This is a genomic window from Arthrobacter cupressi (assembly GCF_900099975.1).
In the GTDB taxonomy this organism is placed as follows: domain Bacteria; phylum Actinomycetota; class Actinomycetes; order Actinomycetales; family Micrococcaceae; genus Arthrobacter; species Arthrobacter cupressi.
The window spans coordinates 49434-65341 of the sequence record NZ_FNEI01000002.1 but is presented as its reverse complement, the minus strand read 5'-3'; the positions used below and the strand labels follow the sequence as shown (position 1 = coordinate 65341).

Annotated in this window: 13 protein-coding genes and 2 pseudogenes; 13 read left to right on the top strand and 2 right to left on the bottom strand. The window is 67.3% G+C overall.

Translation table 11 applies throughout. The annotated features are described in order from the left end of the window. Window positions 1–38: 38 nt before the first annotated feature. Complete coding sequence (locus BLP88_RS02725) at window positions 39–1229, bottom strand: site-specific DNA-methyltransferase (protein WP_074586734.1); 1191 nt, start codon at window positions 1227–1229, stop codon at window positions 39–41. A gap of 661 nt (window positions 1230–1890) precedes the next feature. Between BLP88_RS02725 and BLP88_RS02720 the strand changes: the two genes are divergently transcribed. The 13 genes and pseudogenes from BLP88_RS02720 to BLP88_RS02660 all read left to right on the top strand — a co-directional run bounded on the left by BLP88_RS02720 (window position 1891) and on the right by BLP88_RS02660 (window position 14757). Beyond that, entirely contained in the window at window positions 1891–2694 is an 804-nt protein-coding gene (locus BLP88_RS02720; protein WP_074586732.1) for a hydroxypyruvate isomerase family protein, read from the top strand. 46 nt (window positions 2695–2740) lie between these two features. Continuing rightward, window positions 2741–3634, top strand: a pseudogene (locus BLP88_RS02715) (2-hydroxy-3-oxopropionate reductase); the annotation flags it as partial. A 213-nt stretch (window positions 3635–3847) separates the two neighbouring features. Further along, entirely contained in the window at window positions 3848–5626 is a 1779-nt protein-coding gene (gene gcl / locus BLP88_RS02710; RefSeq protein WP_074586729.1) for a glyoxylate carboligase, read from the top strand. Between the two features lie 28 nt (window positions 5627–5654). After that, window positions 5655–6839, top strand: a complete 1185-nt coding sequence (locus BLP88_RS02705) for a glycerate kinase (RefSeq protein WP_074586728.1) — start codon at window positions 5655–5657, stop codon at window positions 6837–6839. Further along, complete coding sequence (allB, locus tag BLP88_RS02700; RefSeq protein WP_074586726.1) at window positions 6832–8172, top strand: allantoinase AllB; 1341 nt, start codon at window positions 6832–6834, stop codon at window positions 8170–8172. Before BLP88_RS02705 ends, allB begins: the two co-directional genes overlap by 8 nt. A gap of 10 nt (window positions 8173–8182) precedes the next feature. After that, window positions 8183–8839, top strand: a complete 657-nt coding sequence (locus BLP88_RS02695; RefSeq protein WP_074586724.1) for a winged helix-turn-helix domain-containing protein — start codon at window positions 8183–8185, stop codon at window positions 8837–8839. A gap of 66 nt (window positions 8840–8905) precedes the next feature. Then, entirely contained in the window at window positions 8906–9373 is a 468-nt protein-coding gene (gene bcp / locus BLP88_RS02690; RefSeq protein ID WP_074586723.1) for a thioredoxin-dependent thiol peroxidase, read from the top strand. A gap of 407 nt (window positions 9374–9780) precedes the next feature. Next, window positions 9781–10917 carry a PP2C family protein-serine/threonine phosphatase gene (locus BLP88_RS02685; protein WP_074586721.1) on the top strand — a complete coding sequence of 379 codons (1137 nt, stop codon included), beginning with the start codon at window positions 9781–9783 and terminating at the stop codon, window positions 10915–10917. Window positions 10918–10949: 32 nt separating this feature from the next. Continuing rightward, a pseudogene (locus BLP88_RS02680) lies at window positions 10950–12946 on the top strand (glycosyltransferase family 2 protein). Continuing rightward, window positions 12936–13268 carry an STAS domain-containing protein gene (locus BLP88_RS02675; protein WP_074586720.1) on the top strand — a complete coding sequence of 111 codons (333 nt, stop codon included), beginning with the start codon at window positions 12936–12938 and terminating at the stop codon, window positions 13266–13268. Before BLP88_RS02680 ends, BLP88_RS02675 begins: the two are co-directional and overlap by 11 nt. Continuing rightward, window positions 13261–13698 carry an ATP-binding protein gene (locus BLP88_RS02670; protein WP_074586719.1) on the top strand — a complete coding sequence of 146 codons (438 nt, stop codon included), beginning with the start codon at window positions 13261–13263 and terminating at the stop codon, window positions 13696–13698. The genes BLP88_RS02675 and BLP88_RS02670 overlap by 8 nt, the downstream gene beginning before the upstream one ends. A 97-nt stretch (window positions 13699–13795) precedes the next feature. Continuing rightward, entirely contained in the window at window positions 13796–14314 is a 519-nt protein-coding gene (locus tag BLP88_RS02665) for a hypothetical protein (RefSeq protein ID WP_245679744.1), read from the top strand. A 191-nt stretch (window positions 14315–14505) separates the two neighbouring features. Beyond that, entirely contained in the window at window positions 14506–14757 is a 252-nt protein-coding gene (locus tag BLP88_RS02660) for a hypothetical protein (protein WP_245679743.1), read from the top strand. Between the two features lie 43 nt (window positions 14758–14800). On the opposite strand, the gene BLP88_RS02655 is transcribed toward BLP88_RS02660, so the two are convergent. Next, entirely contained in the window at window positions 14801–15895 is a 1095-nt protein-coding gene (locus BLP88_RS02655; RefSeq protein ID WP_074586717.1) for a pyridoxal-phosphate-dependent aminotransferase family protein, read from the bottom strand. Between the last annotated feature and the right edge of the window lie 13 nt (window positions 15896–15908).

Sequence of the window (15908 nt, the reverse complement as noted above, 5' to 3'; positions counted from 1 at the left end):
CTGTCGTCCCCATCCTAACGACGATAAACGATAGGAACTCAGATTTGGGCGAACGCGAACCCTTCGCCAGGGAATGCGTCCCAGGCCGCGCCCAAGCGCGGGAGCGCGAACTCCTCGATAGTTCGTAGGCTCTGCTCGATGCCAACCCATCGCCGACCAAGCCGTTGTGAGGCAACCGCCGTCGTACCAGAGCCGAGGTAGTAATCAAGCACTACGTCACCGGGATCAGTCGCTATTTCGATGATCCGTTCCAGCAAGCCCAGGGGCTTCGGCGTGTCGAAGGCCTGCCGGTCAGGAAACTCACTCAACAAGCTCCGCTTGGCGCTGCCAGTGTCGCCAACCTCGTCTGCAGGCCAGATCGTGAATGGCGCCAAACCGGTCACTTCGCTCTGAAATCGCTTGAGCCGCGGCTTCCCATTACCACCGCTAGGCCAGTAGACGCGGCCCTGCGCGTCCAACTCGGCCAGCCGATCCGCGGTATAGGCCCAGCACCGGCCCGGAGGCGGAGCGTGGTGGACACCTGTGGGCGTGACGACTGAGTAGAACTGACTGGACGTCGCATGTCCGGCCTGCACGCTCATCGGAATTGATCGCCAGGGCCCCCGAGGATCGTCGTCAGGGTTGCTGAACGCCCCTTCGTCAGGCAAACCGTTTCGGACCTTCTTCCAAGCCTTAGGGCCAGCAGGTGCATAGACATGGATGTAGTCATGCATCGAGCTGAAGGCCTTGCGGTTCTCGCGAGTTGTACGCTTCTGCCACACAATGGTCGCAACAAAGCAATCCTCTCCAAACACTTCATCCAGGACGCATCTAGCTCGATGTTGCTCGGAGTCGTCCAGATGAAGCCACAGGCTACCGTCGGGCGCAAGAAGTTGACGCGCGGTGACAAGATGGTCGTGAAGCGCCGTCAACCACTCGGCACGGTCAGTGCGATCGCTGTAATGCGCGAATCGTTCACCCGTATTGTAGGGCGGGTCTATGTAGCACAGCTTGACCGCGCCAGCTACCGACTGCTCGCCCGTCGTGGCAAGCAGTTCATCTAAGGCTTTGCCTGCGTCGCCATGAATGAGGAGACTTCCGGCTCGTTCACCACGTACAAGCTGCCCCCTAAGGTCCCACTTCGCCCGGGCCGGCGACGAGATGGGCGACAGCGATGTTGATACACCGGGGTTCTTGCCAGCCCAGAGCAGCTTCGCGGACGACGGAGGTCGGCGATCGTACAGGGACAACGGAAGCGATTGACGGCCCAACGTACGGCTCCGATCCTTAATCTATAGTCCGATTGTTACCTGGCTCGAGCGTATTAGAAGCCACCGACATGGAAGGCACGGCAGTCGATCTCGACCTATTGGCGAGGAATGGCGCTTGCCTCCCACCGGTCATTTCTGATGGCCAGGCGCCGAGATCTCAAACGAAGCCGATCAACATATTCAAGCCGGAGAAATCTTACCGTAGGGGCGCTTCGTCTTAGCTCGGGCCAGCTGCCAAGCTCGCGCAGATGCAGTTTTTCCTAGTGATGGTGAAAGGCGACGAAAACGATCCGGCCACGGTGCGCCCACCCGGGGTGGCGCAGACTTGAGGGCCCTCCTTACCGAAACGACCCCCTGACGGCTGCATTTCTTTCGAGATCACAGCGAGTCCGTAAGATCTTGCCACCAAGATTCGCCCGAACCTCAATGAACAGCACAGTTCCCCGCAACCCATCCGCGGCTGGTCCACCAAGCGCGCACAGCCCCCTTTGGTATCCCAACCCGCCCCTCCCCTTGACTCCCCCGCCCCACCTTCCCTACACTTTTCATAAAGCAGAATCTAAATTCCACAAAGCGGAAACAAGCAAGAGAAGCCAAGCGGAACCACGGTCCAAAGCCCCTCCTCGGAAGGACACCTACGATGACGTACACAGTGAACTGCTCCATCCTGCTGACGGAGCTGCCCCTGCTCGAGCGCCCGGCCGCCGCAAAGGCAGCCGGTTTTGACGCCGTCGAGTTCTGGTGGCCGTTCGAGACCTCCGTCCCCACCGACGCCCAGGTCACCGAATTCGAAAACGCCATCAAGGACGCCGGCGTACAGCTCACCGGCCTGAACTTCAACGCCGGCAACATGCCCGGCGGCGACCGCGGCCTGGTCTCCTGGCCCGCCCGCTCCTCCGAATTCCAGGACAACATCGACGTTGTCGCCGGCATCGGCGAACGCCTCGGCTGCAAGGCCTTCAACGCCCTCTACGGCAACCGTGTTGACGGCGTCTCCGCCGAAGAGCAGGACGCCGTCGGCGCCGAAAACCTCGCCAAGGCAGCCCAGGGCGTAGCCCGCATCGGCGGCACCGTCCTCCTCGAACCGGTCAGCGGCGCACCCAAGTACTCGCTCCTCACGGCCGAAGACGCACTGAAGGTGATCGCCCGCGTGAAGGAGGAGTCCGGCGTCGGGAACGTCAAGCTGCTGGCTGACTTCTACCACCTGGCAGTCAACGGCGACGACGTCGCCGCGGTCATCGAGAACCACGCCAAGGACTTCGGCCACATCCAGATCGCCGACAACCCCGGCCGCGGCGCCCCCGGCACCGGCGAACTCCCGCTCGGCGAATGGATCGCCCGCAGCCGCGAACTCGGCTACGAAGGCTACATCGGCCTCGAATACAAGGAGCCGCAGGAGACCGCCTTCGCCTGGGCCATCCGCGAACGCTCCAACGCCCGCTAGAGCGGCCTAAGCACACGCCAGCACACCCGAGTTAACACAGACTTCCAGTAAAGGATCCACAATGAGTAACGTTGCAGTCATCGGCCTCGGAATCATGGGCCTGCCCATGGCAATCAACCTCGTCAAGGCCGGCCACACCGTCACCGGTTTCAACCGCAGCCAGGACAAGATCGAGAAGCTCGTCTCCGAAGGCGGCAAGGGTGCCAGCAGCATCGCCGACGCCGTGAAGGACGCCGACGTCGTCATCACCATGGTGCCGGACTCCCCCGATGTTGAGGGTGTTGTCAGCGGCGAAGAGGGCGTGTTCGCCAACGCCAAGCAGGGCACCCTGTGGATCGACGCTTCCTCCATCCGCCCGGACGTCGCCGTCCGCCTCGCCGAAGCCGCCAAGGCCGCCGGCATCCGCCCGCTGGACGCCCCGGTTTCCGGTGGCGAGCAGGGCGCCATCGACGCCGTCCTGTCCATCATGGTGGGCGGCTCGGCTGAAGACTTCGCCGCAGCCCAGGACGTCCTGAACGCCGTCGGCAAGACCATCGTCCACGTGGGCCCCTCCGGCTCCGGCCAGACCGTCAAGGCTGCAAACCAGCTGATCGTGGCCGTCAACATCCAGGTCCTCGGCGAAGCCATCGCCTTCCTCGAGGCCTACGGCGTGGACACCGACGCCGCCCTCAAGGTCCTCGGCGGCGGCCTGGCCGGCTCCAAGGTCCTGGACCAGAAGGGCCAGAAGATGCTGGACCGCAACTTCGACCCCGGATTCCGCCTCGCCCTGCACCACAAGGACATGGGCATCGTCACCTCCGCAGCCCGCGAAGCCAACGTCTCCATCCCGCTCGGCGCAGCTGTCGCCCAGCTGGTCGCCGCCACCGTCAACCAGGGCGACGGCGGCCTGGACCACTCGGGACTCTTCAAGCAGGTCCTGCAGCTCAGCGGCCGCAAGTAAGCCAGCCCCGAGGTTGAGTGCTCACTAGTGGCGGGAATTCCGCGGGAAAACCCACCACAAGTGAGCACTCAACGGGAGCGGCAGCCCCGCTAAGGCGACGCCACAAGCACAACCCGGGCAGCCGCCGTCGTACGCAAACGACGGCGGCTCAGCCCGACACACCCAAAAACAGCCCCAAACGCGGGGCGAACCCAGACTTTCAAGGAGCACACCATGGCTAAGATGCGCACCGTTGACGCGGCGATCGCCATCCTGGAAAAGGAAGGCGCCACCGAGGCGTTCGGCCTGCCCGGCGCAGCAATCAACCCCTTCTACTCGGCAATGCGGGCCCACGGCGGCATCCGCCACACCCTGGCCCGCCACGTCGAAGGCGCCAGCCACATGGCTGACGGCTACTCCCGCGCCGCGGACGGCAACATCGGCATCTGCATCGGCACCTCCGGCCCCGCCGGCACCGACATGATCACCGGCCTGTACGCCTCCTGGGCCGACTCCATCCCGATGCTCTGCATCACCGGTCAGGCTCCGGTGTCCAAGCTGCACAAGGAAGACTTCCAGGCCGTGGACATCGAGTCCATCGCCAAGCCGGTCACCAAGTTCGCCATGACCATCCTGGAGCCGGGCCAGGTTCCCGGTGCCTTCCAGAAGGCCTTCCAGGTCATGCGTTCCGGCCGCCCGGGCCCCGTGCTGCTGGACCTGCCGATCGACGTGCAGATGGCCGAGATCGAATTCGACATCGACGCCTACGAGCCGCTGCCCGTGGAGAAGCCCAAGGCCTCCCGCAAGCAGCTGGAAAAGGCCCTGGACCTGCTGACCGCGGGCGAGCGTCCGCTGATCGTGGCCGGCGGCGGCGTCATCAACGCCGGCGCCTCCGCGCAGCTGGTGGAACTGGCCGAGATCCTGAACATTCCGGTCATCCCCACCCTGATGGGCTGGGGGGCCATCCCGGACGACCACAACCTGATGGCCGGCATGGTGGGCCTGCAGACCAGCCACCGCTACGGCAACGAAAACTTCCTGCGCAGCGACGCCGTGATCGGCATCGGCAACCGCTGGGCCAACCGCCACACCGGCGGCCTGGAGACCTACACCGCGGGCCGGAAGTTCGTGCACATCGACATCGAGCCCACGCAGATCGGCCGCGTGTTCTCCCCGGACCTGGGCATCGCCTCGGACGCCGGCGCCGCCCTGGACGGCCTGCTGGAGATCGCCCGCGAACGCCAGGCGGCAAAGACCCTGCCGGACTACACGGCATGGGCCGCCGAATGCCTGGAGCGGAAGGGCTCCCTGCACCGCAAGACGCACTTCGACAACGTGCCGATCAAGCCGCAGCGCGTGTACGAAGAGATGAACAAGGCCTTCGGCAAGGACACCACCTACGTGTCCACCATCGGCCTGTCCCAGATCGCCGGCGCGCAGATGCTGCACGTCTTCGGCGCCCGCAAGTGGATCAACGCCGGCCAGGCAGGCCCGCTGGGCTGGACCGCCCCGGCCGCCCTCGGCGTCGTGCGCGGCAAGCCGGGCGAGAACGTGGTGGCCCTGTCCGGCGACTACGACTTCCAGTTCATGATCGAAGAGCTGGCCGTGGGCGCGCAGTTCAACCTGCCGTACATCCACGTGGTGGTGAACAACTCCTACCTGGGCCTGATCCGCCAGTCCCAGCGCGGCTTCAACATGGATTACCACGTGTCCCTGGGCTTCGATAACATCAACTCCCCCGAAACCATGGGCTACGGCGTGGACCACATCAAGGTGGTCGAAGGCCTGGGCTGCAAGGCCATCCGCGTGGAGAACCCGGCAGACATGCCCGCCGCCTTCGACAAGGCCAAGGCCCTGCGCGACGAGTTCCAGGTTCCGGTGGTGGTTGAAGTGATCCTGGAGAAGGTCACCAACATCTCCATGGGCCTGGAAATCAACGCCGTCAACGAGTTCGAAGAGCTGGCCGAAACGGCCGAGGACGCCCCCACGGCCATCCTCGCCCTGCAGAAGTAACCAGCACCAAAGTACAAGGAGGTACGGAATGCGCGTGGTCATCGCCCCGGACAAGTTCAAGGGCTCGCTGTCCGCCCCGGAGGTCGCCGGGCACCTGGCCGCCGGCCTGCGGGCCGGTTTCGCCCGCGCGGCCGGGTCCGCGGAAGCGCTTGAGACCACGCTCATTCCAGTGGCCGACGGCGGCGAGGGAACCCTCGATGCCGCCGTCGGCTCCGGCTTCACCCGCCGCAGCGCCACAGTCACCGGACCGCTCGGCGAACCGGTGACGGCGAACTTCGCGGTCCGCGGCAACCAGGCCGTCATCGAAATGGCGGCGGCCTCCGGGCTGGCCCTCCTGCCGGAGGGTCCGAACACCAAAACGGCGAAGGAAGCCAACAGCATCGGCACCGGCGAACTCATCCGCGCCGCCCTGGACCTGGGCTGCCGGAAGATCATCCTCGGCGTCGGCGGCAGCGCCAACACCGACGGCGGCGCCGGCTTGCTCCAGGGCCTCGGCGCGGTGCTGCTGGACGCGGACGGCAACGAACTGCCGCCCGGCGGCGGCGCCCTGGCGCGCCTGGACCGGATCGACTTCTCCGGCCTGGACGTCCGGCTGGAGGCCAGCCGATTCGTGCTGGCGTCCGACGTCGACAATCCCCTCCTCGGCACGCTCGGCGCCCCGGCGGTGTTCGGTCCGCAGAAGGGCGCGACGGCGGCCGACGTCACCGCGCTGGATGACGCCCTGGCCCGCTTCGTCGAAGTCCTCGGCGAAGAAATCGGCGACCGCGCTCCCCGTGCCGCCGAGGCACCGGGCGCGGGCGCGGCCGGCGGCGTGGGCTACGCCGCCATCGCGGTCCTGGGCGCGGCACGCCGGCCGGGGATCGACGTCGTCCTCGGATTCACCGGGCTCGCCGGACAGCTGGCCGGCGCCGACCTGGTGATCACCGGCGAAGGCAGCCTGGACGAACAAAGCCTGCTCGGCAAAACCCCCATGGGCGTGGCCCGTGCAGCGGAAGCCGCGGGCGTCCCCGTGGTGGCCGTCTGCGGCCGGACCACCCTGAGCCAGGAGCAGCAACACGACTCCGGATTCCGGCAGGTCCTCCCCCTGACCAGTCTTGAATCCGACGTCGAAGTATGTATAAGGGAAGCAGGAACCTTGCTCGAAACGCTGGGACGGACCATCGGCGAACAGCTGGCGGCCGGGTCCCGCACGAAGGAGTCTCTCAATGTCTGAAACCTTTGACCTGGTCATCCGCGGCAAGCGGATCCTCACCACCGCGGGTATCGCCGCCCGCGAGGTCGGCGTCCGCAATGGCGTGATCGCCGCCATCGAACCGCTGGGCAACGGCCTGGCCGGCGCCGAAATCATCGACCTCGCCGACGACGAAACCCTCATCCCGGGCCTCGTGGACACCCACGTCCACGTCAACGAGCCCGGCCGCACCGAGTGGGAAGGCTTCGCCTCTGCCACCCGCGCCGCGGCAGCCGGCGGCGTCACCACCATCATCGACATGCCGCTGAACTCCATCCCGCCCACCACCAACGTGGACGGCCTCAAGCTCAAGCGCGAGGTGGCCGAGGACCAGGCGTTCGTGGACGTCGGATTCTGGGGCGGCGCGATCCCCGGCAACAAGGCCGACCTCCGCCCGCTGCACGACGAGGGCGTGTTCGGTTTCAAGTGCTTCCTGCTGCACTCGGGCGTGGACGAGTTCCCGCACCTGGACGCGGACGAGATGGAAGAGGACATGCGTGAGCTGAAGTCCTTCGACTCGCTCATGATTGTCCACGCCGAGGACTCCCACGCGATCGACCGCGCCCCGCACCCGGGCGGCGACCACTACGCCACCTTCCTGGCCTCCCGCCCGCGCGGCGCCGAGAACAAGGCGATCGCCGAGGTCATCGAACGTGCCCGCTGGACCGGCGCCCGTGCCCACATCCTGCACCTGTCCTCCTCGGACGCGCTGCCGATGATCGCCTCGGCCAAGCGCGACGGCGTGAACCTCACCGTGGAGACCTGCCCGCACTACCTCACCCTGATGGCCGAGGAAATCCCGGACGGCGCCACCGCCTACAAGTGCTGCCCGCCCATCCGCGAGGCCTCCAACCGCGAGCTGCTGTGGAAGGGCCTGGAAGAGGGCACCATCGACTGCATCGTCTCGGACCACTCCCCGTCCACCCTGGACCTCAAGGACCTGGAGAACGGCGACTTCGCCGTGGCGTGGGGCGGCGTCTCTTCCCTGCAGCTGGGCCTGTCCCTGATCTGGAGCGAGGCACGGCACCGCGGCATCTCCCTCGAACAGGTGGTGTCCTGGATGTCCGCCAAGCCGGCCGCCCTGGCCCGCCTGTCCAACAAGGGCCAGCTGGCCCTGGGCTACGACGCCGACTTCGCCGTGTTCGCCGCGGACGAAGCGTTCGTGGTGGACGTCAAGAAGCTCAAGCACAAGAACCCCATCACGCCGTACGACGGCAAGGCGCTGTCCGGCGTCGTCCGCAAGACCTACCTGCGGGGCTCGGTGGTGGACGGCCAGACCCCCGGCGGCAAGCTGATCCGCCGCGGCGGCGTGTAAGGCGGACGCGATGGCCGTCAACGCCCATTCGCTTCCGCCGGCCGGCGCGCGCCAAGCCCTGCGCGCCGGCCACCAGGGCCTGCGTCCCGGTCTCGGCGCCAGGTCCGGGTCCCCTGCCGCCCATCAGGGCCTGCGTCCCGGCCTGGCTCCGGGGGTCCAGGCCCGCGGCCTGGCCGTCTGGGTGGAGCCCGCCGAGGGCCAGGAGATCGACCCCGAAATCTGGGCCAAGGCCGCCGAAGCCGTGCTGGCCCGGGCCCGCCGTTTGGCGCCCCAGGCCGAGCTGCACCTGCGGCACGGCGCCGCCTCCGGCGTCGTCGCCCAACCGATCGCACTGTCCGCCCGGCGCAGCAACCTGGCCGTGGATCTGGCGGCGGACACCGTCCTGCTCGACGGCGTCCCGGTCACCTTCACGTTCATGGAGCACAAGCTCCTGCGCTACCTCGTGGAGAACCTTTCGCGTCCCATTCCGCGTGAAGAATTGCAACGCTTCCTTGAGTCATTGGACTGCCCCGGCGCGGCGTTCCGTTCGATCGACGTGTATGTTGGACGCGTCCGGCGCAAGCTGGGCTCAGCCCGCAACGCCATCGCCACAGTACGCGGAGGCGGCTACCAATTCGTGCCCGGACCCGGGTCCACGGTGCGCGGGCCGGCGGAATACTGCATCTAGGCAGACCGTTATTTGTATGAGAGATCGCCGGCCACGGCGGTTACCCGACCAGTCAAGGATCACAACATGACCCAGAAACTCCTCGCCGGAACCCAGGCCCCCGATTTCGCCCTGCTCGACTCCACCGGCCAGAAGGTTTCGCTCTCAGATTTCCGCGGCCGCAACGTGATCGTGTACTTCTACCCGGAGGCCTCCACCCCCGGCTGCACCACCGAAGCCTGCGACTTCCGCGACAGCCTGGCCAGCCTCCAGGGCTCCGGCTACGAAGTGCTGGGCATCTCCCCGGACGCTCCGGAGAAGATCGCCCGCTTCGTCGATGAATTCTCGCTGACTTTCCCGCTGCTCTCCGACGAGAACCACGCCGTGGCACTGGCCTACGGTGCCTGGGGCGAGAAGCTGGTGGACGGCGAAGTGGTGGACGGCCTGGTCCGCTCCACCGTGGTGGTCAACGGGGACGGCAACGTTGTCCTCACCCAGTACCAGGTGAAGGCCCAGGGCCACGTCGCCGCGCTCAAGGAAGAGCTGGGCCTCTAGCCCTTCCCGGTTTCAGTGCATCAAGGAGTCCCTCCCATCCCGGGAGGGACTCCTTCTTGTTTGCCTGGACTGTTCTGCCCATCGCAGCTGCCCGCGGAACCGTGGAAGGATGGCGCGGAGTGGGCCGGAACCGGGGGAAGGCATGGACAGTACGCGGAGCGAGTAGCTGGGTGGGGCGCACGTGACGCGCCGAAATCGCCGGAAAGCTGCGGGGTCGCCGGAAAGCTGCGGGGTCGCCGGAACGCTCCAGCGACCCCGCAGCGCTCCCGCGACCCCGGGCAGGCCAGGCCTAAATCCGGAGCCGCCGGAACGGATCAACTCCGTGCAATGCCAGCCCATTTTTCGAGAGGCCCCGACTTGGTTTGACTAAAAGTGACAAACCTCCTGTGACGGGAGTTAATGGTGTTATGTCTTCTGCTCCGGTTCAGCGTCGCGCAGTCGTCATCGAGGACGACGACGACATCCGAGGCTTGCTTGTGGTGGTTCTCCGGCAGCTCGACTTCGACGTGGTGGAGGCACCGGACGGCCTGGCAGGCGTCGAAACCGTCCGCGACATCCAGCCCGAACTGGTCACCCTGGACGTGAACATGCCGGGCATTGACGGGATCGAAGCCTGCCGGCGGATCCGCGAATTCTCGGACGCCTACATCGTGATGCTCTCGGCCCGGACCGCCGAACTGGACCGCTTGGCCGGCCTGGACACCGGCGCCGACGACTACCTCACCAAGCCCTTCAGCCCCAAGGAACTCCAGGCCAGGGTGCGGGCCGCGTTCCGGCGGGCCCGCCCCGCCCCGGCCCCGGCCGAGGACCCGCGGGTTTCCGACGAGAACACCCGCGCCGCCGCGGTGCAGCAAAGCCTCCTCCCCCAGGAGAAGGTGCGCCTGGAAGAGTTCGACGTCGCCGGGGCCTTCCGCCCCACACGCAGCGTTGGCGGGGACTTCTACGACTGGTACCAGACCCCCGACGGCATGCACCTGACTTTCGCGGACGCCATGGGCAAGGGCATGGGCGCCGCGCTGATCGCGGCCACTGTGCGCGCCGTGATGCGCTCCGTGGCGGACAGCCCGGACATCGCCGACGCCTTCCGCTCCGCCAGCGCCACCATCGCCTCCGACCTGGACCAGTCGGGCTCCTTCGTGACCATGTTCCACGGGCGGCTGGACAGCGCCTCGGGCATGCTCCGCTACATCGACGCCGGCCACGGGCTCGGGCTGCACGTTCCGGCCCAGGGGGCGGCACGGCGGCTGGTTTCCGCCGGCCCGCCGGTAGGCATCCTGGAGGACCAGCAATGGCCTGCCGCCGAGCTCCAGCTTGAGCCCGGCGATTCGCTCGTGATCGTCAGCGACGGCGTGCTCGACGCCCACGACTCCCTCGAAGACTTCATCCGGAACGTGGAGAAGGCGGCACGGAGCGCGGGCACCTCGGACGAGGTGTGCGCTGCACTGCTTGAGCTGGCACCCGCGGCCACTGCGGAAGACGACGTGACCGCCGTCGTCGTCCGCCGCACGGCAGGCAGCACGGCGAACGGCGCGATTCGGCACTAAGGCACAAGCACCAAGGCACAAGAGGGGGGATTGTGACACGCTTCTGGACCCGTCTGATCGTTGTCCTCACGGTCATTCTCGGCGTCAACTACGTCGCATGGCGCTGGCTCGCATCGCTGAACTGGGAAGCCTGGTGGATCGCCGTTCCGCTGGTGATCGCCGAGACGTACAGCCTCATCGACGTCATGCTCTTCGGCCTGACGGTGTGGAAACTCAAGATCCGCAAGCCGCCGCCCGCTGCCCCGGAGGACGCCACGGTGGACGTCTTCATTACCACCTACAACGAACCCCTCGACCTGGTGCTGACCACGGCGCTGGCGGCCAAGGACATCCGCTGGCCGCACAGCACCTGGATCCTCGACGACGGCAACCGGCCGGAGATGCGCGAGCTCGCCGAAGCGCACGGCATCGGCTACGTGACGCGCAGCGCGGACTGGACCCCGGACATGCCGCGCCACGCGAAGGCCGGCAACCTGAACAACGCCCTGATGCTCACCTTCGGTGAGTACCTGCTGATCCTCGACGCCGACCAGATCCCGCAGCCGGACATCCTGGACAAGACGCTGGGCTACTTCAACGATGACAAGGTGGCGCTGGTCCAGACCCCGCAGTACTTCATCAACGTCCCCGCGGACGATCCCCTGGGCAGCCAGGCTCCGCTGTTCTACGGACCCATCCAGCAGGGCAAGGACGGCTGGAACGCCGCTTTCTTCTGCGGTTCGAACGCCATCCTGCGCCGGGAAGCCTCATGCAGCTGGGCCTGGTGGGTTACGTCAGGGCCACCGAACAGAGCGTGCGCCGCGCCCTCGCCGCCTCCGCAACGGCGATCAAGAAGGCACGCCACTCCGCCGAGGCCGAAAACCCCCTGGTTGGGCAGATGCTCGACGAGGTGGAGGCCGCCACCAATTCTGCCCAGCAGGAACTGGAATCCGGCGCCTCCCTGAGCGAGATCACCTACCGCGTCCGCCGGAAGGTGGACGACGCCGTCCGCACGCTCGTGGCCGCGGATTTCTCCGCCCTGCAGGCCGACCTCGAAGAGATCGCCGCCATGGAGCTGGCCCACGTGGGCGAGTCCGGCGTCACCACCGTGGCGGGCGACGCCGTCGACCGGATGTCCGACCGCGAATGGTCCCCGCTCGGAGCGCTCGAGTCCGTGCACGCCGTCCTGGAGGCCATCTCGGTCGAACGCACCGGCGAAGCCCAGCCCATCATGCCCCTGGCCACCATTTCGGTCACCGAGGACATGGCAACGGCCATGCGACTGCACGCCCTCGGATGGAAGAGCGTCTACCACCACGAGATCCTGGCCAACGGCCTGGCGCCCGAAGACCTGAAGACCATGCTCACCCAGCGCCTCCGCTGGGCCCAGGGCACCATGCAGGTCCTGCTCCGCGAAAACCCCCTGGTCCAGCGCGGCCTCTCCTGGGGCCAGCGGCTCATGTACTTCTCCACGATGTGGAGCTACTTGAGCGGCTTCGCAGCCGTGGTGTACTTCGCGGCGCCGATCATCTACCTGACGCTCGGCATCCTCCCCGTGAGCAGCCTGAGCTTCGAGTTCTTCGTCCGCTTCATCCCGTTCATGGTGGTGAACCAGCTGCTGTTCCTCGTGGCCGGCCATGGCATCCCCACCTGGCGCGGCCAGCAGTACAGCCTCGCGTTGTTCCCCACCTGGATCAAGTCCTGCACGACGGCGGCACGCAACGTGTGGTTCGGCCGTCCCCTCGGTTTCGCGGTCACCCCGAAGGCCCGGCAGGACGGCGGGCCCGGGTGGAGCCTGATCCGTCCCCAGATCATCGTGGCCGTGCTCTTGGCAGTGGCGCTGGTTGCCGGCATCACCCGGCTCCTCGTCGGACTGTCCGAGCCCCTCGGTACCTTGGTTAACACGGCGTGGGTGGCCTTCGACCTGGTGGTCCTGAGCGTGCTGGTCAAAGCGGTTTTGTACAAGGGATTCGTCCCGGAAGGTTCCGGAGCCGGGGAGAACCCGGTAGGCCCGGAAGGTCCAGAAGAGAGGAATGCTGATGCAGTTTAGCTACGAGGTCAAGGACAGCTACGCGGAGGTGAAGGGCGTGGGCCGCCTGAACATGGTGGCCGCCCCCAAGCTCCGGGAAGTCGTGGCCGAGGTGGTGGCCTCCGGCTCCAGCCGGGTGGTGGTCAACCTGGCCGAAACCGACTTCATGGATTCCTCCGGCCTCGGCGCCCTCATCGGGTGCCTCAAGGCAGCGCGCCAGGCCGGCGGGGACCTACGCATCTCCGGCGTCCAGCCGCAGGTCAAAATGGTCCTGGAACTGACCAACATGGACCGGGTGCTCACCGCGTACCCCTCGGCCGAGGCAGCGTTCGGCAATGACTGAGATCCTCGCCCGCAGGGGCTACCACGGGCCCGCCACCGATGAAGCGATCGAGGCCGTCCACGACGAAATGGACGCCCTGTGGGAGGACGCTTCGTTCGTCCCCGAGATGGACCGGATGACCTTCGCCACCGCCGTGATCGAAGCCGCCGCCAACATCGTCCAGCACGCGCTGCCGGTAGCGGAGAAACCGGTGGAGCTCGACGTCGACATCAGCGTCCGTCCCGCGTGCCTCGTGGCCCGGGTCAGCGCGCACAACGCCCGCGAACCGTTCGCCAACGATATGCGTGCCGACATGCCCGCCGAAGACGCCGAGTCCGGCCGCGGCCTGGCCCTCATCGAGGCCCTGGTGACCACGGTGACCTTCGAGCGCCAGCACGGGACCAACACCTGGATCCTCACCAGGGAGTCCACGCCAGCGCAGGGGGAGTGACGGGAACGCCATGAACCGTGTACGAAACCGCGCGCCCGGGAACCGACCACCGCAGAACCGTTCACCCGAAAACCGTCCACGACGCCGGAACCGCCTGGTGCTCTCGGCAGCCCTTCCGCTGCTGGGAGCCCAGGCCCTGGCCGCCTGCACTGCGGCCGGCACGCCGCAGCCGTCCGGCAGCGGCTCCCCGGCCGGTGGGAGCCACGCGCCCGTCGCCGAAAGCTTCGCCAAGTACGATTCCGTCCGGGCCGACGTCGTCACCGCCCTGGAGAAGAAGCTGCCGGGCATCAGCTGGACCGTCCACTCCCCCGCCACGATGGGGCTCCGGAACGACGGCACATGTGTCCTGGTCCTGACGGAAATGGAAAGCGACAAGGACATCGTGGAGGCCTCGAACGGGTTCCGGAAAGTCTTCGCCGCAGCAGACCCGGTCCTGGAAAAGCACGGCTTCGAGTCCTTCGGCGGTACCGACAAGGTGCCCGGCGGCTGGACGGTCGCCAGCACCAGCGACGCCGCCGGCGCCAAACTGCGGGTCGAGTCAAAGGGCACGGCCTACGTGCGGCTGCATGTCCCCGTAGACTCCCCGGGGTGCGACCCGAAGGAGATTCCCCGCTAAGTGTCGTTCGGCTGCCCCGGTCAAGTAGGAGCGGGGGCATCCAACGGGCACCCGGCCGCAGGCCCCGCCGAAATCGCGGGAGCCCTGCCGGGTCGCCGGAACTTTCCGGCGACCCCGCAGCATTCCCGCGACCCCGGCGCAGAACGGCTGAAGCCCTCGCCCGGACCGCCCCGGAGTGGGACACTGTGCCCATGAACTTCGAGGAGCCCCTGGAGATGGCCCAGTGGTGGCGGAGGCTGACGCCGGCCACGCAGCAGTGGCTGATCGACAACAACGGGGACGCCGTCCCGGCACACATCGTCAGGGAAATCGTGGACGTCGGCGGCTCCATCGCGTCCGAGGCCTGGTGGTCCGGCGAGACGGATTCCAGCGGCTACCACTTCTCCGACGATGCCATCGACTGGATCGAGGCCGTGGGAAACCACGAGACGCCCAACCGCTAGCAACCGGGGCCCGGGACGCTCAAGCAAGCCCTGCCAAGGGGGCTCAGGCCTTTGCGAGCGCTTCCTCCAGCGCGCCCAGCACCAGCGTGACGGCGGCCGGCGAGGCGTTCGGGCCCATCGTGCCGATCCGCCAGACGGAGTCCTTGAACGCACCGACCCCGGCACCGATCTCCATGCTGAAGTTGCGCAACAGGTACCCGCGCACGGCGGCCGAGTCCGCGCCGTCGGGCACTTTCACCGTGGTGAGGCTGTCCAGCCGGCTGCCTTCGGCGGCGAACAGCTCCAGGCCCAGCTCCTGCAGCCCGGCCCGCAGGGCGGCGCCTGCGGCGCGGTGGCGGGCCTGCACCGCGTCCAGCCCTTCGGCGAGGATCCGGTCCAGCGCGGCTTCAAGCCCGGCGATCATGGTGACCGGGGCGGTGTGGTGGTAGGTGCGGCTGCCGGTGGCCGCCCCGGCGTACCCGCCGAGCAGGCCGATGTCCAGGTACCAGGAGCGCGGATCGCGGATGCGGCGTTCGAAGGCCCGCTCCGACACCGTGAACGGGGACAGCCCCGGCGGCACGCCCAGGCACTTCTGGGTTCCGGCGTACCCGACGTCGATGCCCCACTGGTCGGCCAGCAATTCGAGTCCGCCGATCGAGGTCACGGCGTCGGCGATGAGAAGGGCGTCGCCCTTGTTCGCACCGAGGGTGGCAATGTCCGAAAGGACTCCCGTGGAGGTTTCCGCGTGCACGGCGGCGATCACCTTGGGCGCCGGGTGTGCGGCGAGGACCCGTTCGGCGTCGACCGGCTGCCCCCATTCGTGGTCCACACGGACCACCGTGGCACCGCAGCGGCGGGCCACCTCGCACATGCGCTCACCGAACAGCCCGTTGACGGCGACGACGGCCACGTCGCCGTCGGAGACGGTGTTGACGAAGGCTGCCTCCATGCCGCCGGACCCTGTTGCGCTCAGCGGCAGGGTCCGGGTGTTCGCCGTGCCCCACACCGTCCGCAGGCCCGCGCAGGTGCGGTCCAGCCGCTCGATGAATACGGGGTCGAGGTGGCCGATCACCGGATGGGACAGCGCGGCCATGGCTTCCGGGTAGGCGTTGCCCGGGCCGGGGCCGAACAGGAACCTGGACGTCAAGATGGCTGGCATTGGCGAACTCCTT